The organism is Pseudomonas rustica (genome assembly GCF_018336155.1).
Classification (GTDB): domain Bacteria; phylum Pseudomonadota; class Gammaproteobacteria; order Pseudomonadales; family Pseudomonadaceae; genus Aquipseudomonas; species Aquipseudomonas rustica.
The window spans coordinates 85180-105274 of record NZ_JAGYHF010000011.1; the positions used below are offsets into that span (position 1 = coordinate 85180).

19 protein-coding genes are annotated in these 20095 nt (G+C 60.3%); 11 read left to right on the forward strand and 8 right to left on the reverse strand.

Translation table 11 applies throughout. The features are described from left to right. Positions 1–79 precede the first annotated feature (79 nt). The 4 genes from KFS80_RS20880 (at position 80) to KFS80_RS20895 (ending at position 3795) form a co-directional block, all read left to right on the forward strand. On the forward strand, positions 80–559 hold the full coding sequence (locus KFS80_RS20880; protein WP_007949802.1) for a LabA-like NYN domain-containing protein: 480 nt from the start codon (positions 80–82) through the stop codon (positions 557–559). A 22-nt stretch (positions 560–581) separates the two neighbouring features. After that, a complete protein-coding gene (locus KFS80_RS20885; RefSeq protein ID WP_053124223.1) occupies positions 582–1187 on the forward strand; it encodes a 3'-5' exonuclease in 606 nt (201 codons plus the stop codon). A gap of 282 nt (positions 1188–1469) precedes the next feature. After that, positions 1470–2405, forward strand: a complete 936-nt coding sequence (gene yedA, locus KFS80_RS20890) for a drug/metabolite exporter YedA (protein ID WP_212545768.1) — start codon at positions 1470–1472, stop codon at positions 2403–2405. A gap of 52 nt (positions 2406–2457) precedes the next feature. Further along, positions 2458–3795, forward strand: a complete 1338-nt coding sequence (locus KFS80_RS20895; protein ID WP_007909704.1) for an RNA helicase RhlE1 — start codon at positions 2458–2460, stop codon at positions 3793–3795. Positions 3796–3982: 187 nt separating this feature from the next. Here the strand turns inward: KFS80_RS20895 and KFS80_RS20900 are convergent, their stop codons facing one another. Continuing rightward, positions 3983–5218: a TIGR03862 family flavoprotein gene (locus KFS80_RS20900; protein ID WP_212545769.1), complete on the reverse strand. Its 1236-nt coding sequence runs from the start codon at positions 5216–5218 to the stop codon at positions 3983–3985. Positions 5219–5486: 268 nt separating this feature from the next. Beyond that, on the reverse strand, positions 5487–6407 hold the full coding sequence (locus KFS80_RS20905) for a histone deacetylase family protein (protein WP_159813639.1): 921 nt from the start codon (positions 6405–6407) through the stop codon (positions 5487–5489). A gap of 83 nt (positions 6408–6490) precedes the next feature. Between KFS80_RS20905 and KFS80_RS20910 the strand changes: the two genes are divergently transcribed. From KFS80_RS20910 to KFS80_RS20920, 3 genes are all read left to right on the forward strand, one after another. Continuing rightward, positions 6491–7060 carry a GNAT family N-acetyltransferase gene (locus tag KFS80_RS20910; protein ID WP_053124084.1) on the forward strand — a complete coding sequence of 190 codons (570 nt, stop codon included), beginning with the start codon at positions 6491–6493 and terminating at the stop codon, positions 7058–7060. Between the two features lie 105 nt (positions 7061–7165). Continuing rightward, complete coding sequence (gene tesB, locus KFS80_RS20915; RefSeq protein ID WP_053124082.1) at positions 7166–8035, forward strand: acyl-CoA thioesterase II; 870 nt, start codon at positions 7166–7168, stop codon at positions 8033–8035. Beyond that, positions 8032–8625 (forward strand): HAD family hydrolase, encoded by a 594-nt coding sequence (locus KFS80_RS20920; RefSeq protein ID WP_212545770.1) that lies wholly within the window; start codon positions 8032–8034, stop codon positions 8623–8625. Before tesB ends, KFS80_RS20920 begins: the two co-directional genes overlap by 4 nt. A gap of 143 nt (positions 8626–8768) precedes the next feature. On the opposite strand, the gene KFS80_RS20925 is transcribed toward KFS80_RS20920, so the two are convergent. The 5 genes from KFS80_RS20925 to KFS80_RS20945 form a co-directional block, all read right to left on the reverse strand. Then, on the reverse strand, positions 8769–9722 hold the full coding sequence (locus KFS80_RS20925) for an alpha/beta hydrolase (RefSeq protein ID WP_212545771.1): 954 nt from the start codon (positions 9720–9722) through the stop codon (positions 8769–8771). Continuing rightward, positions 9723–10613: a KPN_02809 family neutral zinc metallopeptidase gene (gene ypfJ, locus KFS80_RS20930; RefSeq protein WP_212545772.1), complete on the reverse strand. Its 891-nt coding sequence runs from the start codon at positions 10611–10613 to the stop codon at positions 9723–9725. 120 nt (positions 10614–10733) lie between these two features. Next, positions 10734–11582, reverse strand: a complete 849-nt coding sequence (ypfJ, locus tag KFS80_RS20935) for a KPN_02809 family neutral zinc metallopeptidase (RefSeq protein WP_212545773.1) — start codon at positions 11580–11582, stop codon at positions 10734–10736. A gap of 147 nt (positions 11583–11729) precedes the next feature. Continuing rightward, positions 11730–12563: an aldo/keto reductase gene (locus tag KFS80_RS20940; RefSeq protein WP_212545774.1), complete on the reverse strand. Its 834-nt coding sequence runs from the start codon at positions 12561–12563 to the stop codon at positions 11730–11732. Next, positions 12547–14286, reverse strand: a complete 1740-nt coding sequence (locus KFS80_RS20945; protein ID WP_212545775.1) for an FAD-dependent oxidoreductase — start codon at positions 14284–14286, stop codon at positions 12547–12549. The genes KFS80_RS20940 and KFS80_RS20945 overlap by 17 nt, the downstream gene beginning before the upstream one ends. A gap of 177 nt (positions 14287–14463) precedes the next feature. Between KFS80_RS20945 and KFS80_RS20950 the strand changes: the two genes are divergently transcribed. The 4 genes from KFS80_RS20950 (at position 14464) to KFS80_RS20965 (ending at position 18339) form a co-directional block, all read left to right on the forward strand. Continuing rightward, positions 14464–15240 carry an IclR family transcriptional regulator gene (locus KFS80_RS20950; RefSeq protein WP_212545776.1) on the forward strand — a complete coding sequence of 259 codons (777 nt, stop codon included), beginning with the start codon at positions 14464–14466 and terminating at the stop codon, positions 15238–15240. Between the two features lie 228 nt (positions 15241–15468). Continuing rightward, the gene (locus KFS80_RS20955) at positions 15469–16530 is read left to right on the forward strand and encodes a Gfo/Idh/MocA family protein (protein ID WP_212545777.1); all 1062 of its coding nucleotides are present in this window, start codon (positions 15469–15471) and stop codon (positions 16528–16530) included. 2 nt (positions 16531–16532) lie between these two features. Further along, complete coding sequence (locus KFS80_RS20960; protein ID WP_212545778.1) at positions 16533–17348, forward strand: sugar phosphate isomerase/epimerase family protein; 816 nt, start codon at positions 16533–16535, stop codon at positions 17346–17348. A 100-nt stretch (positions 17349–17448) separates the two neighbouring features. Beyond that, positions 17449–18339: a DMT family transporter gene (locus KFS80_RS20965; protein ID WP_159813620.1), complete on the forward strand. Its 891-nt coding sequence runs from the start codon at positions 17449–17451 to the stop codon at positions 18337–18339. Between the two features lie 103 nt (positions 18340–18442). On the opposite strand, the gene KFS80_RS20970 is transcribed toward KFS80_RS20965, so the two are convergent. Beyond that, the gene (locus KFS80_RS20970) at positions 18443–19780 is read right to left on the reverse strand and encodes an MFS transporter (RefSeq protein ID WP_053124060.1); all 1338 of its coding nucleotides are present in this window, start codon (positions 19778–19780) and stop codon (positions 18443–18445) included. Positions 19781–20095 lie beyond the last annotated feature (315 nt).

Sequence of the window (20095 nt, forward strand, 5' to 3'; positions counted from 1 at the left end):
TTTACTGGCATACTGAGCGCCTTTTTCGGGCCCCGCGCCTGATCCCGCTTCGTGCGCTCGCGCGCTCACAGGAACTCCGGTGAAAAAAATCGCAGTGTTCGCCGACGTGCAGAACCTCTACTACACCGTGCGTCAGGCCTATGGTTGCCATTTCAACTATGCCGCGCTGTGGGCCGATATCAGCAAGGACGGGCAGATCGTCGAGGCCTACGCCTACGCGATCGACCGGGGCGACAGCAAACAGCAGCAGTTCCAGCAGATCCTGCGCAACCTCGGCTTCACCGTGAAGCTCAAGCCTTACATCCAGCGCAGCGACGGCTCGGCCAAAGGCGACTGGGACGTCGGCATCACCCTCGACATCATGGACGCCGCCGACCACGTCGACGAAATCGTCCTGGCCTCGGGTGACGGTGATTTCGATATGCTGCTCGAACGCATCATCAGCAAACACGGGGTGCAAGCGGTCGCCTATGGTGTGCCCGGCCTGACCGCCAATTCGCTGATCCGCGCCGCCAGCCGTTACGTGCCGATCGAAGGCGCACTGTTGCTCAAGAATTGATTTGAACGGAGTTGAACCCGGTTTGGAACGCATTGCAGTCATCGACTTTGAAACCACTGGCCTCTCGCCGAACAGCAGCTGTCGCGCCACGGAAATCGCCGTGGTCATGCTGGAAAACGGCCGCATCGTCGAGCGTTACCAGAGCCTGATGAACGCCGGCGTACGCGTCCCGGCGTTTATCGAACAACTGACCGGCATCAGCAACGCCATGCTGCGCACCGCGCCGCCGGCCGAACAGGTGATGAACGAGGTCAACGAGTTTGTCGGCTGTACGCCGCTGGTGGCGCACAACGCCTCGTTTGACCAGAAGTTCTGGGACTTCGAACTGGGGCGAATCAAGCGCACGCGGTTGCAGAATTTTGCCTGCTCGTTATTGCTGGCCCGACGCTTGATGCCGGCAGCGCCGAATCACAAGCTCGGCACCCTCACCACCTTCGCGCGCCTACCGCACACCGGCCAGGCTCACCGGGCCATGGCCGATGCCGAGATGGCGGCCAACCTGATGGCGCATCTGGCTGAAGAATTGCGCGGCAAGCACGGCGTGCGCGAGCTATCGCACGACCTGCTGTGCAAACTGCAGAAAGTCCCTGCCGCGAAAGTCAGCGAACACCTGCAGCGTTATCGCTAATCCCGACCACCTGATTGTTCCCACGCTCTGCGTGGGAATGCCTCAACGGACGCTCCGCGTTCGGCTTTGGATGGGACGCGGAGCGTCCCGGGCTGCGTTACCACGCGGAGCGTGGGAACGATCAACTGACTCACCGCCATCGCCGGCAGGGCTGATTCCCACATTGGTTCAGTGCTGATTTCTCAAAAGTGTACCGGCGCGATTAACGGGTTTTGTAACTTATTTTTGCCCGCCAGCCTTTCTAGAATATCCAATCCCAAGACTCTGACTGTCGAGCTGCTCATGCCTGCCCTGCGCCGTTTTCCCCTACCGCTGATCGCCGCTTTTTTTGCGCTGTACGTGATCTGGGGATCGACCTATCTGGTGATCCGCATCGGCGTTGAATACTGGCCGCCGTTGATGCTCGGTGGTGTGCGCTTCGTGATTGCCGGCACATTGATGTACGCATTCCTGCGTTGGCGTGGGGCGCCGGCGCCGACCTGGGCGCAGTGGAAAGCGGCGGGGATCATCGGGATTTTGTTGCTCAGTTTCGGTAACGGCGCGGTGAGTGTGGCCGAACACACCGGTGTGGCTTCGGGCGTGGCGGCATTGGCGGTGGCGACGGTGCCGTTGTTCACTTTGCTGTTTGGTTATTTCTGGGGCGCACGCAATACGCGTCTGGAGTGGGCCGGGGTCGCGTTGGGGATTATCGGCATTGCCATGCTCAACATGGGCTCCAACCTGCAATCGAGTCCGCTGGGCGCGGCGTTGCTGATTTTTGCGGCGGCGACCTGGGCGTTCGGTTCGGTGTGGAGCAGACATTTGCCGTTGCCGCAGGGTGCGATGGCCAGTGCGGTGGAGATGTTGGTCGGCGGCGTGGTGCTGCTGATCGGTAGCGCGATGACCGGTGAACGCCTGCAAGCCGTGCCGCCGATGGAAGGCTGGCTGGCGCTGGCGTACTTGATTTTCTTCGGCTCGATCATCGCCTTCAATTCTTATATGTACCTGCTCAAGCACGTGCGTCCGGCGGCGGCGACCAGTTATGCCTACGTCAACCCGGCGGTGGCGGTGTTGCTCGGGATCGTGTTTGTCGGCGAGACCATCGGCATCGAAGAAGCGCTGGCGATGCTGGTGATCATCAGCGCCGTGGTGCTGATTGGTCTGCCGCAGTGGCGTCGTCCGGTGCAGCCGCCAGTCGTGGCGCCGACAGCCGTTCCCACAGAAACGCGTACGAATTAGGGTAAACTGCGCGGCATTGCATGCCTGCGTTATTTTTTCCTACGGTACTTCCATGACTTTCGCCACCCTTGGCCTGATCGAACCCTTGCTGCGCTCCCTCGAGAAGCTCGGCTACCAGACCCCGACGCCGGTTCAGGCGCAAGCCATTCCGGCCGTGCTGGCCGGTCGTGACCTGATGGCAGCGGCCCAGACCGGCACGGGCAAAACCGCCGGTTTCGCCTTGCCACTGCTGCAGTTGCTGGCCATGGAAGGGCCGAAAGTCGCCGCCAATTCGGTGCGCGCACTGATTCTGGTGCCGACCCGCGAACTGGCCGAGCAGGTTCACGAAGCCGTGCGCCAGTACGCCGAAAACCTGCCGCTGCGCACCTACGCGGTGTACGGCGGCGTCAGCATCAACCCGCAAATGATGAAGCTGCGCGGCGGTGTTGACCTGCTGGTGGCGACGCCGGGCCGTCTGCTCGACCTGTTCCGCCAGAAGGCGCTGAAATTCAATCAACTGCAAACTTTGGTGCTCGACGAAGCCGATCGCATGCTCGATCTGGGCTTCTCCGAAGAACTGTCGAACATCTACCGCGCGCTGCCGAAGAAGCGTCAGACGCTGCTGTTTTCCGCAACCTTCTCCGACGACATCCGCCTGCTCGCCGGGCAGATGCTCGATGATCCGCTGACCGTTGAAGTCAGCCCGCGCAATGTCGCCGCCAATACGGTTAAGCAGTGGATCGTCACGGTGGACAAGAAGCGCAAGGCCGAACTGTTCGTGCACCTGATGCGCAAGAACAAGTGGAAGCAGGTGCTGGTGTTCGCCAAAACCCGCAACGGCGTCGATGCGCTAGTGGAAAAACTCCAGGGCTTGGGTGTGAATGCCGACGGTATCCACGGCGATAAGCCGCAGGCGACCCGTCAGCGTGCACTGGATCGTTTCAAACTCAGTGAAGTGCAGATTCTGGTCGCGACCGACGTTGCTGCGCGGGGTCTGGATATTGAAGATTTGCCGTTGGTGATCAACTTCGATCTGCCGATCGTGGCTGAGGATTATATTCACCGTATTGGCCGGACTGGCCGTGCAGGTGCGACCGGTGAGGCGATCTCGCTGGTGTGCGCGGATGAAGTGAACATGTTGTCGGCGATTGAAATGCTCACGCGCCAGACCTTGAAGCGTCAGAACGAGCCGGATTTTGAGCCTGAACACCGCGTGCCGGACACCGATGCCAGCGGTCAGGTGATCAAGAAGCCGAAAAAACCGAAGAAGCCGAAAGCTTCCGGTGGTGGTGGCAAACGTAATCTGGGCAAGTGGGTGGACAGCGGCGAGACGCAGGCGCCGGAGCCTTCGGTCAAGCCTGTGCGCAAGGTGCCGGTGTTTAACACTGGGCCGCGTAAGCGTAAGCCTTAAGGTCAAAAGCCCCTCACCCTAGCCCTCTCCCGGAGGGAGAGGGGACTGATTGGGGGATGCTTTGAAGTTACGCCGACCTGAGAGAGCTTTACCGAATCCATAATCGACTCGTTTTTTCAGGTCGATGTATAGCGGCAGACACCTCGGTCGGCCCCCTCTCCCTCTGGGAGAGGGCTGGGGTGAGGGTTCAGATGTTGAGCCACTGCACAATTCCCAACCCCGCCGCTCGCCCGCTGGCAAAACACCCTGTCAGCAAATAGCCCCCCGTCGGCGCCTCCCAATCCAGCATCTCCCCCGCGCAGAACACCCCCGGCAACGCCTTGAGCATCAAACGCTCATCCATCGCCTCAAACGTCACGCCGCCCGCACTGCTGATCGCTTCGTCCAATGGCCGCGTTTTCACCAGCGTCAGCGGCAACGCCTTGATCGCCCGCGCCAACAGCGCCGGATCAGCGAACGTCGCCGCATCTGTCAGCTCCCGCAGCAACGCCGCTTTCACCCCATCAATCCCGACCTGACTGTGCAGATGCTTGGCCATCGAGCGCGAACCGCGTGGCTTGCTCAACGCCGCTTGTAATTTATCCACAGGCCGGCCGGGCAGCAGATCGATGTGGATAACCGCCGCGCCGTATTGATTGATCGCCTCACGAATCGGCGCCGACAGCGCGTAAATCAAACTGCCCTCAATCCCGGTCGCAGTGATCACGCATTCGCCCAAGCGCGGAATGTCGTCGTTCAAACCAATGGCGATATTTTTCAACGGCGCGCCGGCGAATTTGCTGACCATCAATTCGCTCCAGGCCTGCACCTCAAAGCCACAATTACTCGGCTGCAACGGCGCCAGTCCTACACCGCATTGCTCCAGCGCCAGCATCCACGCACCGTCAGAACCGAGACGCGACCAGCTGCCGCCGCCAAGGGCGAGCAGGGTGGCATCGGGTTTGACGGTGATTTCGCCTTCTGGGCTGTCGATGCGCAGCGCACCGTGTTCATCCCAGCCGAGCCAGCGATGGCGGGTGTGGATAACTACGCCGCTGTCGCGCAGACGCTTGAGCCAGGCGCGTAGCAGCGGGGCGGCTTTCATGTCGGTGGGGAACACGCGGCCGGAGCTGCCGATAAAGGTTTCGATGCCCAAATCGTGAATCCATGTGCACAACGCGTCGGCGTCGAAGTTGCGCAGCAGCGGGGCGATTTGCGGTGCGCGTTCGGCATAGCGCGAGAGAAATGCCGGGTAGGCTTCGGAGTGGGTGATGTTCATGCCGCCGACGCCGGCGAGCAGGAATTTGCGGCCCACCGAGGGCATGCCGTCGTAGAGATCGACGCGGATTCCGGCCTGGCTCAGCACTTCGGCGGCCATCAGGCCGGCAGGGCCACCGCCGATGATGGCGACGTGAGCGGGGGAGGAGGCGGAATTCTGGGTCATGGCGTGCGCTGCGGTATGGCGGGATAAGCCGCGCATTCTAACAGCGCAGATCCCTTGTAGGAGCTGAGCTTGCTCGCGAAAGCGGTGTGTCAGCCACCGACAATATTGAATGTAAGACCGCTTTCGCGAGCAAGCTTTGCTCCTACAAGGTTGTGATGGTTAAAAATTAGCCAGTGTTCTGTAGGCCCCGGACGGTATGGGCTGTAGGCCCTTTCACTCAGCTTATCCACAGGCAGTTCCACAGCGATTGTGGGTAACGCAGCACAGCTCAATGACAACCGTGTGACTGCCAGACCCGCTGCGCGCTGTGATGGAGGATGCCGTGGCGGCGGGCGAGGGCGTGGCGATCCTTGCTGTAGCCGCCGCCAATCACGCCCATCACCGGAATGTCGCGACCCAGGCAATGGCGCATCACACTTTCATCACGGGCGGCGACGCCTTCATCCGTCAGTTGTAGATAGCCGAGGGCGTCGTCCTTGTGCACATCGACACCGGCGTCGTACAGCACCAGATCCGGTTGATACAGCGGCAGCAAATAGTTGAGCGTGTCATCGACCACCTTCAAATAATCGGCATCGCCCATGCCTTTCGGCAGCGGTATGTCCCAGTCACTTTCCGCTTTGCGTGCAGGAAAATTCTTCTCGCAGTGCAGGGAAACGGTAATCGCCTCCGGCGTGTCGTGAAGAATCCGTGCCGTGCCGTCGCCCTGATGCACGTCGCAATCGAAGATCAGCACGCGATTCACCCGGCCACTTTGCAGCAGGTAATGGCTGATGATCGCCAGGTCATTGAAGATGCAGAAACCCGCCGGGTAATCGTAATGCGCGTGATGCGTGCCGCCAGCCAGATGACAAGCCAGACCATGTTCCAAGGCTTTTTCCGCCGCCAGAATCGAACCGCCAACCGCGCGCACTGTGCGTCGCGCCAAGGCGTCGTTCCACGGCAGGCCGAGGCGCCGTTGGTCTTCGCGGGACAACTCGCCGCTCATGTAGCGTTCGATATACGCACGGTCATGGGCGAGGGCGAGGATGTCGTTGGGGCAGATCTCGGGGCGCAGCAGGTCGGCATCGCGGGTCAGCCCGCTGTCGACCAGGTGATCGCGCAGCAAACGGAACTTGTCCATCGGAAAGCGGTGATCCGCCGGAAACTCGGGGCTGTAGTCTTCGTGGTAGATCAGCGGCAGTGGCATGGCGTATTCATGTAGGAAATGTTGGAAAGAGTGAAGGATCCTACCAGCGATGTAGACTTGCGGCATGGAAACGGAGGGGCACGATGGAGCCGATACTGGAACTGCAAAGCGCACGCTTGTTGATGCGCCAGTGGCAGGACGAAGATTTGCCGGCATTTGCGGCGATGTGTGCCGATCCTCAGGTCATGCGTTATTTTCCGGCAGCGTTGAGCCGACTCGAAAGCGCCTCGCTGATCGGGCGGATTCGCGGGCATTTTGCCGAGCACGGTTTCGGCCTGTGGGCGCTGGAGCGCAAGGACAGCGGCGAATTTATCGGTTTCACCGGGCTCGGTGTGGTTGGTTTCGACGCGCCGTTTACTCCGGCGGTGGAAATCGGCTGGCGTCTGGCCAAGGAACATTGGGGGCTGGGCTATGCCAGTGAAGCGGCGTGGACGGCTCTGCGCTGCGGCTTTGACCGGATGGCCCTGAAAGAAATCGTCTCATTCACCGCGCAAATCAATCTGCCGTCGGAGAAAGTCATGCAGGCGATTGGCATGCATCACGCCCCTGACGATGATTTCGATCACCCCAAGCTCGCCGTCGATCACCCGCTGCGCCGCCACGTGCTGTACCGCATCACGCGGGAGCAGTGGCTGGAAACCTTGCATGGATAAGCAGACACAGACGTTTACAATGGCGCGATAGTGGCTCGCGCCAGAACCTGAATCGACCGTTGCAGCCAAGACTGCACGGCATTGCTTTGTGTGAGGAGAGTCTGAATGAGCCAAGTGTTGGAAGATCTGGTCGACCTGCTGACCCTGGAACCGATCGAAGAAAACCTCTTCCGTGGCCGCAGCCAGGACTTGGGTTTCCGTCAGTTGTTCGGTGGTCAGGTGCTTGGTCAGTCGTTGTCGGCGGCCAGTCAGACGGTTGAAGAAGCGCGCCACGTGCATTCGATGCACGGTTATTTCCTGCGTCCGGGCGACGCCAAGTTGCCGGTGGTGTATTCGGTTGATCGCGTGCGTGACGGCGGCAGTTTCAGTACGCGCCGGGTGACCGCGATCCAGAAGGGCCATCCGATTTTCACCTGCAGCGCGTCGTTTCAGTACGACGAAGAAGGTTTTCAACACCAGAGCCAGATGCCCGTGGTGGTCGGCCCGGAAAATTTGCCGTCGGAACTGGAATTGTTCCAGCAACGTGCGCAACTGATCCCCGAGCACATGCGTGAAAAGCTGCTGTGCCCGAAACCGATCGAAGTGCGCCCGGTCACCGAAAAAGACCCGTACAACCCGCAACCGGCCGATCCGGTGAAGTACGTGTGGTTCCGTGCTGACGGTGCGTTGGCCGATATTCCGGCGCTGCACAAATACTTGCTGGCCTACGCGTCCGACTTCGGTCTGCTGACCACTTCGATGCTGCCCCACGGCAAATCGGTCTGGCAGAAAGACATGCAGGTCGCCAGCCTCGATCACGCGCTGTGGTTCCACAATGATCTGCGTGCCGATGACTGGCTGCTCTACGCAATGGACAGCCCGTGGGCCGGCAATTCCCGTGGTTTCTCCCGTGGCAGCGTGTACAACCGCGCCGGCCAATTGGTCGCTTCGGTGACGCAGGAAGGCTTGATTCGCCATCGCAAGGATTGGGCATGAGCCTGAAAGAGGTGAAGCACTGGGTGTTCGACATGGACGGCACGCTGACCGTCGCCGTGCATGATTTTGCGGCGATTCGCGTGGCGCTGGCGATTCCGCCGGAGGACGACATCCTCACGCATCTTGCGGCGTTGCCGGCGGATGAAGCGGCGGCGAAACATGCTTGGTTGTTGGAGCATGAACGCGATCTGGCGCTGGGTTCGACCCCGGCCACCGGCGCGGTTGAGCTGGTGCGTGATCTGCATGCGCGCGGTTATCGCCTCGGCATTCTGACCCGCAACGCGCGGGAATTGGCGCATGTGACGCTGGAGGCGATTGGTTTGGCTGACTGCTTTGCGGTGGACGATGTGTTGGGTCGCGACGAAGCGCCGCCTAAGCCGCACCCGGGTGGTTTGCTGAAACTGGCAGACGCGTGGGACGTGCCGGCCAGCGAGATGGTGATGGTCGGTGATTATCGCTTTGATCTGGATTGCGGAAGAGCGGCAGGGGCGCGGACGGTGTTGGTGAATTTGCCGGAGAACCCGTGGCCGGAGTTGACGGATTGGCATGCTAAAGATTGTGCTGAGTTGCGGCGGATGCTTTTGGTTTGAGATTTTTGCTGTCTGAAAGGACGCCTTCGCGAGCAAGCCCGCTCCCACATTGGATCTGTGCAATGCACAAAATCTCTGTGCACTGAAGATCTAATGTGGGAGCGGGCTTGCTCGCGAAGAGGCCAGAACCGCCACCCCAAAATTCACTGCTCAAACAGGGCTTTCTGCCCCTCCGGCGACGTCAGCATCCCATCGCCGTTATGCCCAACCCCCGGCACTTCCACCAGCCGCTGATTGACCCCTTCCGGATGTCGGCGCAGCAGATAGCCGAAGTAAGATTTCCCACGCTCAAGACGGAACGCGCCCTGCGCTTCCGCCGCGCAACTCTTGTCCAGCGCCGGGTGCTGCGGATCAATATCCTGCTGCCCGAGCAGATAGATCACCTCGCGTTTGACGTAACTGCTTTCAAGCTGCAGCGGCGTTTGCCCACCGGCGTACACCGGCATGTCTGCCAGCCCGTACTTCCAGCGATTGAAACCCGGGCACTTGGCGTGATCGAATGCAGCCGGGCGCTGTTCATTGAAATACGCATACGACGACGGATTCGCCACCACATAGCGCAGACGAATGCCGTTGGCCTTCAGCGCCAGCTGATCCTTGGCCAGCAGGGCATAGCGCTGCACCACTTGGCCGCCGCCGGAGTGGCCGAAAATCACGATCTGCTTCACGTCGGGAAACTGTTTGCGATCGGTGATCCGCGCGACGATTTCATCCAGTGCCGCGTACGAACTCAACGGATTCGGCCCTGTGGATAAGCCGCCGCCCATCCATTCATTGCCTTGCCAACGCAGCAACGTGGCGGGCAACGAGTACAGGGCGACATCGCTTTCATTGAGAAACTGCGGGGCGATCACCAGCGTGTGTGCGGTCTGTCCGGCCAGTTCGGCGGCGCTTTCGGCGCTTTTGCGATAGGTCTCGGCGTTGCGCAAACGGCCATGAATGACGATCAGCACACGCTCGATTTTTTCCGGCGCCGGGCCAATGCCCACCGCCATTTCCCCGGCCTTGAGTTGCAAGCGACCGGGGCTGATCGCATCGACACCTGCGGCGTGCGCGGTGCTGCCAACGATCAGTAACGCCAAAAGCCATTTATGCATTTACAGGTTTTTCGCCGCGAAGGTGTCGCACTGGCCGACCTGGCCCTGCGCGAATCCGGTTTTAAACCAGCGCACCCTTTGCGCCGACGTGCCGTGGGTAAACGAGTCCGGCACCACACGGCCCTGACCCTGTTGTTGCAGGCGATCATCACCGATGGCGTTAGCCGCGTTCAAGGCTTCTTCGATGTCGCCCGGTTCCAGCCAGTTCAGACGTTTCTGCGCGTTGTAAGCCCAGACACCGGCGAGGCAATCGGCCTGCAATTCCTGACGCACCAGCAAACCACCGTCGCCTTCCATCTGCCGACCTTGCTGGCGGGCTGTCTGAATTTTCGCCGAGACGCCGAGAAGCGTCTGCACATGGTGTCCGACTTCGTGCGCAATCACGTAGGCCTGAGCGAAATCGCCGGCCGCCTTGAAGCGTTGCGACATTTCCTGGAAGAACGCCATGTCCAGATAGACCTTCTGGTCGGCCGGGCAATAGAACGGGCCGGTGGCGGAGGTGGCCAGACCGCACGCCGAATTGACCCGGTTGCTGAACAGCACCAGGGTCGGATCCTTATATTGGCGACCGGCCTGTTGGAAAATCGAACCCCAGGTGTCTTCGGTGTCGCCAAGGATCGAGCGGACGAACTCAGCCTGCTCATCGTTGGCCGGCGGCGCCTGACGGGTCTGCGAAGTCGGTGCCGCTTGCTGAGTAGATTGCCCGGCGAGCTGGCCGAGGATCTGCATCGGATCCTGGCCGGTGATCCAGCCGATCCCGACGATCAGCAGAATCGCCCCCAGGCTCAGACCTTTGCCGCCACCAAAGCGCATGCCGCCACCGCCACCGCCTGCATCATCACCCCGGGCGTCGACGACGTTGTCACTGCGTCGGCCTTTTTTCCATAGCATGTGGGAATCCTCCGTTGTACGTGGTGATGAGTGTTGCTGGTGCGCGACGGTGGCGCCAGTCCGGTCGTCAGACCATCGTGATCGACGCCGGTTCTAAAGCAGATGCCGATATTGCCAAGCTTACAACTGCGCGGCGTTGAAGGTATCGCACGCTTCGACGCGGCCGCTATCGAATCCTGCGCTGAACCAGGCACTGCGCTGATGTGATGTGCCGTGGCTGAAGGTCTCGGGACGTACTGTCTGGTTTCGCGCACGTTGCAGCGCATCATCGCCGAGCACGCTGGCAGCGTTCAGTGCTTCGTCGATGTCGCCCGGTTCCAGCCACGCATGGCGCTGTTGCGCATGGTGAGCCCAGACCCCGGCCAGACAATCGGCCTGCAGTTCGACGCGCACCTCCAGTCCTGAGTCGCCGGTCACAGGCTGCCTGGCGGACAGCGCGCTTTCAAACGGTGCGGAAATACCCAAGGCAATTTGCACGTGATGGCCGACTTCGTGGGCGAGGATGTAAGCCTGAGCGAAGTCACCGACCACCGAAAAGCGCTCGGCCATCTGTTCGAAGAACGCCGGATCCATGTAGATGTTTTGGTTGGTGGGGCAATAAAAGGGGCCGCTTGACGCACTGGCAAAGCCGCAGCCCGACGCGATGCCATCGCTGAACAGGGTCAATGTGGGCGCCGGGTAGTGTTGCCCGGTACTGGCAAATACCTGTTCCCAGGTGTCTTCGGTGTCGCCGAGTATCGATTCGATGAATTTGAGTTGGGGGTCGTCGACCGGCGCGATTTCCTGACTGATGTAGTCCTCAGCGGCAGGCGCCTGTGGTGCGGTGTTGTAGCTCGAATAGAGCGCCACGCCTGTCAGTGCGGCGGCGGCCAGTCCGGCGCCGAGTTTTTTCCCTGTCAGTGTGCGGGCGTCCTTGCCCTCTCGCGTGTCATTGACGTTGTCGCTGCGTCTTGCCTTGTTCCATAGCATGGTGCGGTCTCTCATAGGTTGATGGGGCGTTTTTCGCCTCGCCTATGAATAACCGCACAGCTCAAGTTGTGCAGGGCAGATGTGTAAGAGCGCGTAAGACCGATCCTGCAACTGGCGTTTCGAACCGGGCAAACGCTGTTTTCCTACTCACTGATCAAACGCGTCCCACACCGGCGCGAAGTCCGGACTGACCTGACGTTCGCGCTTCGACAGGCTGGCAATCAGCGCCCGGTCTTCATCGTCGAGGTTGACCTCAAGTGCCGCGAGATTGGCCAGTTGATTGGCTTTGCTGCTCGCCTTGGGAATCGCTGCAACGTTGTCTTGATCAAGCAGCCATTTCAGCGCGACCTGTGTCGGCAGCACGCCATGCTTGACGGCGATCTGCTGGATCTCGGCAATGTGTGAAACCTTGTTGCGCGCCAGCGGTGTGTAGGCCGTCAGTGCCAGATTGTGTTGGCGAGCGTAGTCGAGCAGGGCGTTTTGTCCGAGCAGGACGTGGTACTCGACCTGAATCGCTGACAGATCAATGCCGTATTCCTCGACGACTGTGCGCAGCAGCGGCAGCGGAAAATTCGCCACGCCGATGTTGCGCGCCAGGCCTTGCTCCTTGAATGAGGCCAAGGTTTCGAGCGTGCGCGGCAAGTCCCAATCGGTGGTGGGCCAGTGCAGCATGAACAGGTCGACGTAATCGCTGCGCAAGGCTTTGAGGCTGCGATCCATGGAATGGCGCATGGCGTCGGGTTGCAGCTGATCCCACCAGACCTTGGTGGTGACGTGAATCTGCTCGCGGGGTGTCGGCGTATTCGCCAGCGCTTGTCCGACGGCGTCCTCATTGTTGTAGGCCGCAGCCGTGTCAATGTGTCGATAACCGAGTTCCAGCGCTTGCTCCACGGCCTGGGTGCATTCTTCGCCGAGCATCGGCCACGTGCCGAGACCGAGTTTCGGCATGTTCAAACCCTGGGCATTAACGATGTGCTGCATGGTCGATCTCCTGTTCGAAAGCAGTGATGCCGGCGATATGCCGAGCGGCGATGTAGCCGAACGTCAGCGCCGGGCCGAGGTTGATTCCGCCCGCCGGGTAGTGGCCGCCCATGATGCTGGCCATGTCGCCGCCCGCTGCATACAGCCCGGCGATAGGTTGTTGGTTGGCGTCGAGTACTTGCGCGTGTGGACTGACCTCGAGGCCGGCGAAGGTGCCGAAGCATCCCGGTTGTACTTTCACGGCGTAGAACGGGCCGGTTTCTATTGGGGCAACGCAGGGGTTGGGAAGGTTCGCCGGATCGCCCTGTTTGCGGTTGTAGGGCGTTGCGCCGCGCCCGAATTGCGGGTCTTCGCCGTTGTGGGCATGGCGGTTGTAGTCGTCGAGGGTTTGGCGCAAACCGTTCGAGTCGACGCCGCAAGCGTTGGCTAATTCCTCAACGGTGTTACCGGTTTTCAGATAACCACTGCGGATAAATTCTGACAACGGAACCGGAAACGGCCGTGACATGCCGAGGCCATAGCGGCGCTGAAAGGCGTGGGTGCAGATCAGCCATGAGGTGACTTCTTCACCTGGCGGCGCCGCATTGACCATCGCGCTGACGTAGTCGAAATAGCCGTTGGCTTCGTTGACGAAACGCTGGCCGTTGCTCAGTACGCCGATGATGCCGGGTTTGCCACGCTCAATGATGTGTGGGAAATGGCCGATGCTGCCGTCGGAATGAGGCACTTGCGAGACGGGTGCCCACGCGACGGGGGACGCAACGTCGGTGTTGACCCGCGCGCCGACGCTTTCGCCCAGGCGCAAGCCATCGCCATTCACGGCCAGCGGCGGCAACGCCCAATGTTCGTGGCCGGTGGGCGTGCGTGGGAACAGGGCTTTGCGCCGTTCGATGTCGTTGGCGAAACCACCTGCTGCGAGTACCACGGCTTTGCGTGCATGGATGCGGATCGGGCCTTTTTTGCTGTTGATCACTGCACCGCAAACGCGGTTTTCGTCACGCAGCAACTCAGTCACCGGCGCCGATTCCCACAGCAACACGCCAAGGTCTTCGGCCGATTTCGCCAGTCGCGCGACCAGTGCCACGCCGTTGACCAGTTGCAGTGCGCGGCCATGCGTCGCGAGGTCAAACAGGTGCCGGGTGAAACGTCGCGTCACGTGCCAGGCGGCTTTCAATGAGCGGGTCAGATTGAGGAATGCCGAGAGATCCGCGCCCGCCATGATCGGCATGCCCATGAAGGACGTTTCGCGCATGGTCGTACGAAGTCGCTTGAGCAAGCGTCCGACCTTGCGCCCGTTGTAGGGGGCGGCAATCACTGAGCGCCCGCCGGTGCCCGCGCCCGGGGTGTCGCCATGGATGTCGGCAATCGCGTTGCCGTCGGCGAATTGCAGTGCGGTGTGTTGCTCGAAAAACGCGACCATATTTGGCCCGGCTTCGAGGAAGGCATCGATCATCGCCGGGTCAAAATGCTCGCCCAGTTCATGGCGCAAATAGGTGCGCGGTTGTTCGACGTCTTCGATGATGCCGGCGCGTCGGGCCAGCGGATTGCACGGCACCCACGCCCAGCCACCCGACCATGCGGTGGCGCCGCCGAACACCGCATCTTTTTCGACAACGATAACCTTCAGGCCATGCCACGCAGCAGTGACGGCTGCCGACAATCCGGCGGCGCCGGAGCCGACGATCAAAACGTCGCAGTCGATAGCGGGAAGTTCGGCAGGCATCAAACATGGCTCCAGCGCTGAAATTTTTTTGGAATTCGATTCCAGAAAATAACCATTGCTGCGGTCGGCCTACAAGCCTTGATACGACAACGCGGGCGGTTATCGAACAGCCGGTTCCAGATTTCGCTTTACCGGCGATGTCTTCTAGAATCGGCGAAATTTCATTTGGATTTCCCCATGGCCGGCAGTCAGATTGAACGGGTTTTCAGCGTGCTGGAAAGCCTCACCAGTGATCCGCGCGGGCTGCCGATGCAGACGCTTGCCGAGCAATTGGACATTCCGAAAAGCGCGACTCACCGCTTGCTCGCCGAGCTGATTCGCCTCGGCTACGTGCGGCAGAATCCCGAGACCTTGCGTTATCACTTGTCGACCAAACTGGTCGCGATGGGCTTTCAATACCTGTCGAGCAGTGGCGCCGATATTGTTCAGCCCGTGCTGGATCGGCTAGCGCAGGAAACCGGCGAACTGGTGCGTCTCGGTGTGATTGATGGCGAGCGGCAAACCTGGATTGCCAAGGCGCAGGGTGCGCGTACCGGTCTGCGTTATGACCCGGACATGGGCCGCGATGCGCCGCTTTTTTACACCGCTTCCGGGCATGCGTGGCTGGCGTGCATGAGCGATGCCGAGGCGTTGTCACTGGTTGAGCGACAGGCGGCGGAGGTGCCGGTGGGTATCGGGCCGAATGCGCCGCGCTCCAATATTGAACTGCTGGAACGCCTGCGTCTGGCCCGTGAGCAAGGGTATGCCTGGGTCGAGGAAAGCTCGGCGGTCGGCACGTCGGCGATTGCGGCGGTGGTCAAACATCCGGCGGATGGTCGGGTGATTGGCGTGCTCAGTATTGCCGGGCCGAGTGCGCGGATGCCGGGGGCGCGGTTGCATGAGTTGGCGCCGTTGTTGTTGAGGTTTACGCAAGAATTATCCGCCGCCAGCCTGGCTTCTGAATTGTTTATCTGACACTCCACAAATCCCCGGTAGGAGCTGCCGCAGGCTGCGATCTTTTGACTTTGTTTTTTAAGATCAAAAGATCGCAGCCTTCGGCAGCTCCTACAGGGGATTTTGGTTTCAGTCCAAAAATGTGCGGTGTTCGCACGGTTTTGCGCTTGATGGGTGTTTGATTCTGGAACTCGGTTCTAAATTGTTGCTGGAGTGTTTTTCCGACAACAATCACAAAAGGATCGCGCCTTGAATTCACCCCTTCGAATCGCCCTGATCGGCGCTGGCAATATGGGTCAACAACATTACCGGCACCTGCAAACCCTCAGCGAAGCCAGCCTGTGTGCAGTGGCTGATCCCGGGCCGCAAGCCGCCACTCTTGCGGCTGAGTGGGGTGTCAGACATTTCGCCGATCACCGTCAGATGCTTGATCAGATCAAGCCAGATGCAGTCATCGTCGCCAATCCTAATAACCAACACGTCAGTACGGCGCTCGATTGTCTGGCGGCCGGTGTACCGGTGCTGCTGGAAAAACCGGTCGGCGTGCATCTGGATGAAGTGCGCGATCTGGTCGCGGCGGTTAAACGCAGCGGCGTGCCGGTATTGGTCGGCCATCATCGACGCCACAATCCGCTGATCGTCCGCGCTCATGAGCTGGTGCAAAGCGGTGCGCTCGGGCGTTTGACCACGGTCACTGCGCTGTTTCAGGTGCGTAAACCGGACAGCTATTTCGAGATCCCGTGGCGCCGTGAGGCGGGGGCGGGGATGTTGCTGACCAACCTGATTCACGACCTCGATTTGTTGCGTCACCTGTGCGGTGAAGTGCGTTCGGTGCAAGCGTTCACCGACAACTCGGTGCGCGGTTTCGCCAACGAGGACAGCGCGGCGGTGTTGCTGCAATTTGCCGGCGGCACATTGGGCACGTTGAGCGGCTCCGATGCGGTGGCGGCACCGTGGAGTTGGGAGCTGGCCTCCGGTGAAAACCCGGCGTATCCGCGTCAGGCGGATCAACCGTGTTATCTGCTGGCCGGTACCGCCGGGGCGTTGAGCATTCCGCAGCTCAAACGTTGGCATTACGCCGCTGATCAGGTGGACGCCGGTTGGCATGAACCGTTGTTGAGTGTGGAAGAGTCCTACGGCGGTGAGGAAGCTTTACGCTTGCAGTTAGAGCATTTCGTCCGCGTGGCTCGGCGCGAAGTCGAGCCGTTGGTCAGTGCTGCTGATGCCGCACGCACCCTCGCGCTGATCGAAGCCATTCGCGAAGCCGCCGCCACTGGCCGCGCTTGCGCCCCTGCACTGATCGAGGCTTGACCATGAGCGAACGTATTATCTCCCTGGCCAGCCTGACCGTGCTGGAGTTGTCGCCACCGCAAATGGTCGAAGTCGCTGCTCGCGCCGGATACAGCCATGTCGGATTGCGTCTGGAACCGGCAACGCCCGAGGAATATCACTTCCCACTGGTAGCCGATAACGATTTGCGGCGTAGGACGATGGAGCGATTGCGCGACACTGGCATCCGCGTGCTCGACGTGGAAATCCTGCGTCTGAAACCGCAGACCGTTGTTGCCGATTTCGAGAAGCTTCTTACGGTCGGCGCGGAGTTTGGTGCGACTGAATTGCTCGTCGCCGGTAACGATCCTGACGAGCAGCGACTCACGGATAACTTTGCCGCGTTGTGCGATTTGGCGGCGCCGCTCGGATTGCATCCGCATCTGGAGTTCATGCCCTGGACGGATGCGCGCAACCTTGAGCAAGCGCTGCGGATTGTGGAAAACGCTAGTCGGGAAAATGCTGCGGTGTTGGTCGATGCCTTCCACTTTGATCGTTCGGCGTCAAAGCTTGAGGATCTTGCGAAGGTGCCATCGTCGCGACTGCGTTATGCGCAGTTATGTGATGTCACAGGGCCGCGACCGTCAGACATGGCCGAGATCTTGCGTCAGGCGCGCAACGAGCGGCGGTTTCCCGGCGAGGGTGATTGCGATTTGCTCGGGTTGCTGAAAGCGCTGCCGGCTAATATCCCACTGAGCCTGGAAATTCCTACGGTTAAACTGCTGGAGCAGGGCGTGAGTGGATTGGATCGGGCGAAGATGGCGATCGATAGAACGCGGGAATTGTTGGCGCGGCTTTAAGCGGTGCTGCGCACCTATCGCGGGCAAACCCGCTCCCACAGGGGGAGGGCGAGACTGTCCGCGAAGGTTTTGATCTTTTTTGGCAACACAAGGAAACCCAATGACCGTCAGCACCCCGCTCTCCGGTGTCAACCAACCCTTCAAAGGGATCCTGCTGATTGTCGTGGCGACTTTCCTGTTCTCCAGCCACGACGCGCTGTCGAAATACCTCTCCGGGTTCTATCCGATCGTGATGGTGGTGTGGGCGCGTTATTTGGTGCACACCTTACTGATGGCGGGGATTTTTCTGCCGCAGTCCGGACTGCGCGTCCTACGTACCAAGAAGCCGTTGTGGCAGTTGGTTCGAGCACTTTGCCTACTCGGCACCAGCCTGTTTTTCACCACGGCGCTGTTGTACATCCCGTTGGCGGAAGCCACTGCGGTCAACTTTCTTGCACCGGTGTTGGTCACGGCGTTGTCAGTGCCATTGCTTAAAGAACGGGTGACACGCGGCCAATGGATCGCGGTGATTTGCGGCTTTATCGGCGTGCTGATCATCGTCCACCCGGGCGGTGAACTGTTCACACCAGCGGTGCTGTTGCCGTTCTGCTCGGCGCTGTTTTTCTGCTTCTATCAATTACTCACCCGCAAGCTCGCGGAGATTGATAGTCCGACCACCAGCAACTTCTTCGCCGGGTTGTGCAACACGTTGGTGATGAGTGCGCTGGTGCCGTTCTTCTGGCAGGTGCCGACGCTGACCCACGCCGGGTTGATGCTGGCGCTGGGCAGTTGCGGGATGACCGCGCATTTGTTCCTGACCCAAGCGTTCCGCCATGCTGCGCCGGCGCTGCTGGCGCCGTTCGGTTATTGCCAGATCGTGTTTGCGGGGTTGTTGGGCTGGCTGCTGTTCAATCACACGCCGAGTGTGTTGACGATCATCGGTATCGCGGTGATCTGCTGCAGCGGACTGGCAGCAGCGTGGCAGCAAAGCCGGAAACACAAACCCCTGTAGGAGCTGACGAGTGAAACGAGGCTGCGATCTTTTGATCTTCAACATCAAGATCAAAAGATCGCAGCGTGCCGCAGCTCCTACAAGGGAGTCGGGTGTAGGCAGGTTATTCGGTGACGGTCGGGATCTTGCGCGGGGCCATGAAGTACATCCACGTCAGCGCAAGGAAATACATCGCCGGAATCAGGGTAAACAACACGGTGTAGTTGTTGTTGGTCACGGTCAGGATGTGGCCGACGATCTGGGTCATGAACATCCCGCCGATCGCCGCGCACATGCCGCCGAAACCGAACACCGTGCTCATCATGTGCTTGGGCGTGTAGTCCATCACCAGGCTCCAGATGTTCGCCGTCCAGGCCTGATGCGCGCCGATCGCCAGAGAAATCGCCGCCACTGCGACCCACAGATTGGCCGAGCCAGCCGCCATGACCACGCCGATGATGCAGCAGGCGAACAGCAACATCGACAGCAGCCGCGCCTTGATCGAGTTCATGCCGCGACCGATCAGGAACGAAGACAGAATGCCGCCGCCGACGCTGCCGAAGTCAGCCGTCACGTAGATGATGATCAGCGGAATACCCATCTGGGTGACGTTGATGCCCAGGTTGTATTGCTGATTGAGAAACGGCGGCAGCCAGTACAGGTAGAACCAGAACACCGGCGCGGTCAGCGCATAAGCGATGGCGAAGGCCCAGGTGCCGCGCATCCGCAGGATTCTCGAGAACGGCACGCGGGCCTGTTCCGGTTCAACTTCCTGCTGGATGTAGTCCAGTTCGGACTGTTTCACGGTCGGGTGATCTTCCGGGTTGAAGTACTTCAAACCCCAGAACAACAACCAGATCCCGCCCAGCGCCGACATGCACAGGAACGCGGCTTGCCAGCCCCAGACGTGGAGAACCAGCGGCAGCAACATTGGCGTGAACATCGCGCCGACGTTGGTGCCGGCGTTGAAGATGCCAGTGGCGACTGCACGTTCGCCAGCGGGGAACCACAGGCGCGTGGTTTTCACGCAGGCCGGGTAGTTCGCCGCTTCGGTGAGGCCGAGGATAAATCGGCAGACCATGAAACCGACCGCCGATGTCGCCAGGCCGTGGGCGCCGGTGGCCAGGCTCCAGAGCAGCACGGCGCAGAAGAACACGCGTTTGACGCCGACCCGGTCGATCAGTCGACCTTGCAGGACGAAACCGATCGCGTAGCCGACCTGAAACCAGAAGTTGATGTTGGCGTAATCCATCGCCGTCCAGCTCATTTCCTTGGCGAGGATTGGCTGCATGACGCCGAGGGCGGCGCGGTCGATGTAGTTCAGGGTGGTGGCGAAAAACACCAGCGCCAGCATGCCCCAGCGGGTTTTGCCGACCGCCATGGCGCCGCGGATCTTGTCGCCGATGCCACCTGAGGCAGTACTCATGGCCGGAGCCATGCGGGAAGTCTGTGAAGGAATCATGTGTTCCACCCGTTTTTGGATTTGTTATTTGGTGTGCTGTGTTGCTTGCACGCTGCGACCGGTGGTTCATATCCGGACTCAATGTGCGGTCGATGGTGGGCAGTGGACGAAAAATCGTCAATTCGCCAAACCGCCATTGTGTTCAATAATCGCACGCAAAACTAACCGGGTAGTACACTTTAAATTGCTGCCGCGTTCAATGCAGCCAATAATTTCCCCACTATAAAAACCCATCCCATGTAGGAGCTGCCGAAGGCTGCGATCCTTTGATCTTGATTTTGAAAAGCAACATCAAAAGATCGCAGCCTTCGGCAG

Excerpts from the sequence above, each read along its gene's own strand:
- KFS80_RS20920 (WP_212545770.1), top strand. The coding sequence starts at position 8,032 with ATGAGCCTGAAAGAGGTGAAGCACTGGGTGTTCGACATGGACGGCACG.
- KFS80_RS20965 (WP_159813620.1), top strand. The coding sequence starts at position 17,449 with ATGACCGTCAGCACCCCGCTCTCCGGTGTCAACCAACCCTTCAAAGGG.
- KFS80_RS20950 (WP_212545776.1), top strand. The coding sequence starts at position 14,464 with ATGGCCGGCAGTCAGATTGAACGGGTTTTCAGCGTGCTGGAAAGCCTC.
- KFS80_RS20895 (WP_007909704.1), top strand. The coding sequence starts at position 2,458 with ATGACTTTCGCCACCCTTGGCCTGATCGAACCCTTGCTGCGCTCCCTC.
- KFS80_RS20960 (WP_212545778.1), top strand. The coding sequence starts at position 16,533 with ATGAGCGAACGTATTATCTCCCTGGCCAGCCTGACCGTGCTGGAGTTG.
- ypfJ (WP_212545773.1), bottom strand. The coding sequence starts at position 11,582 with ATGCTATGGAACAAGGCAAGACGCAGCGACAACGTCAATGACACGCGA.
- KFS80_RS20970 (WP_053124060.1), bottom strand. The coding sequence starts at position 19,780 with ATGATTCCTTCACAGACTTCCCGCATGGCTCCGGCCATGAGTACTGCC.
- tesB (WP_053124082.1), top strand. The coding sequence starts at position 7,166 with ATGAGCCAAGTGTTGGAAGATCTGGTCGACCTGCTGACCCTGGAACCG.
- KFS80_RS20940 (WP_212545774.1), bottom strand. The coding sequence starts at position 12,563 with ATGCAGCACATCGTTAATGCCCAGGGTTTGAACATGCCGAAACTCGGT.
- yedA (WP_212545768.1), top strand. The coding sequence starts at position 1,470 with ATGCCTGCCCTGCGCCGTTTTCCCCTACCGCTGATCGCCGCTTTTTTT.
- ypfJ (WP_212545772.1), bottom strand. The coding sequence starts at position 10,613 with ATGCTATGGAAAAAAGGCCGACGCAGTGACAACGTCGTCGACGCCCGG.
- KFS80_RS20925 (WP_212545771.1), bottom strand. The coding sequence starts at position 9,722 with ATGCATAAATGGCTTTTGGCGTTACTGATCGTTGGCAGCACCGCGCAC.
- KFS80_RS20945 (WP_212545775.1), bottom strand. The coding sequence starts at position 14,286 with ATGCCTGCCGAACTTCCCGCTATCGACTGCGACGTTTTGATCGTCGGC.
- KFS80_RS20900 (WP_212545769.1), bottom strand. The coding sequence starts at position 5,218 with ATGACCCAGAATTCCGCCTCCTCCCCCGCTCACGTCGCCATCATCGGC.
- KFS80_RS20905 (WP_159813639.1), bottom strand. The coding sequence starts at position 6,407 with ATGCCACTGCCGCTGATCTACCACGAAGACTACAGCCCCGAGTTTCCG.
- KFS80_RS20910 (WP_053124084.1), top strand. The coding sequence starts at position 6,491 with ATGGAGCCGATACTGGAACTGCAAAGCGCACGCTTGTTGATGCGCCAG.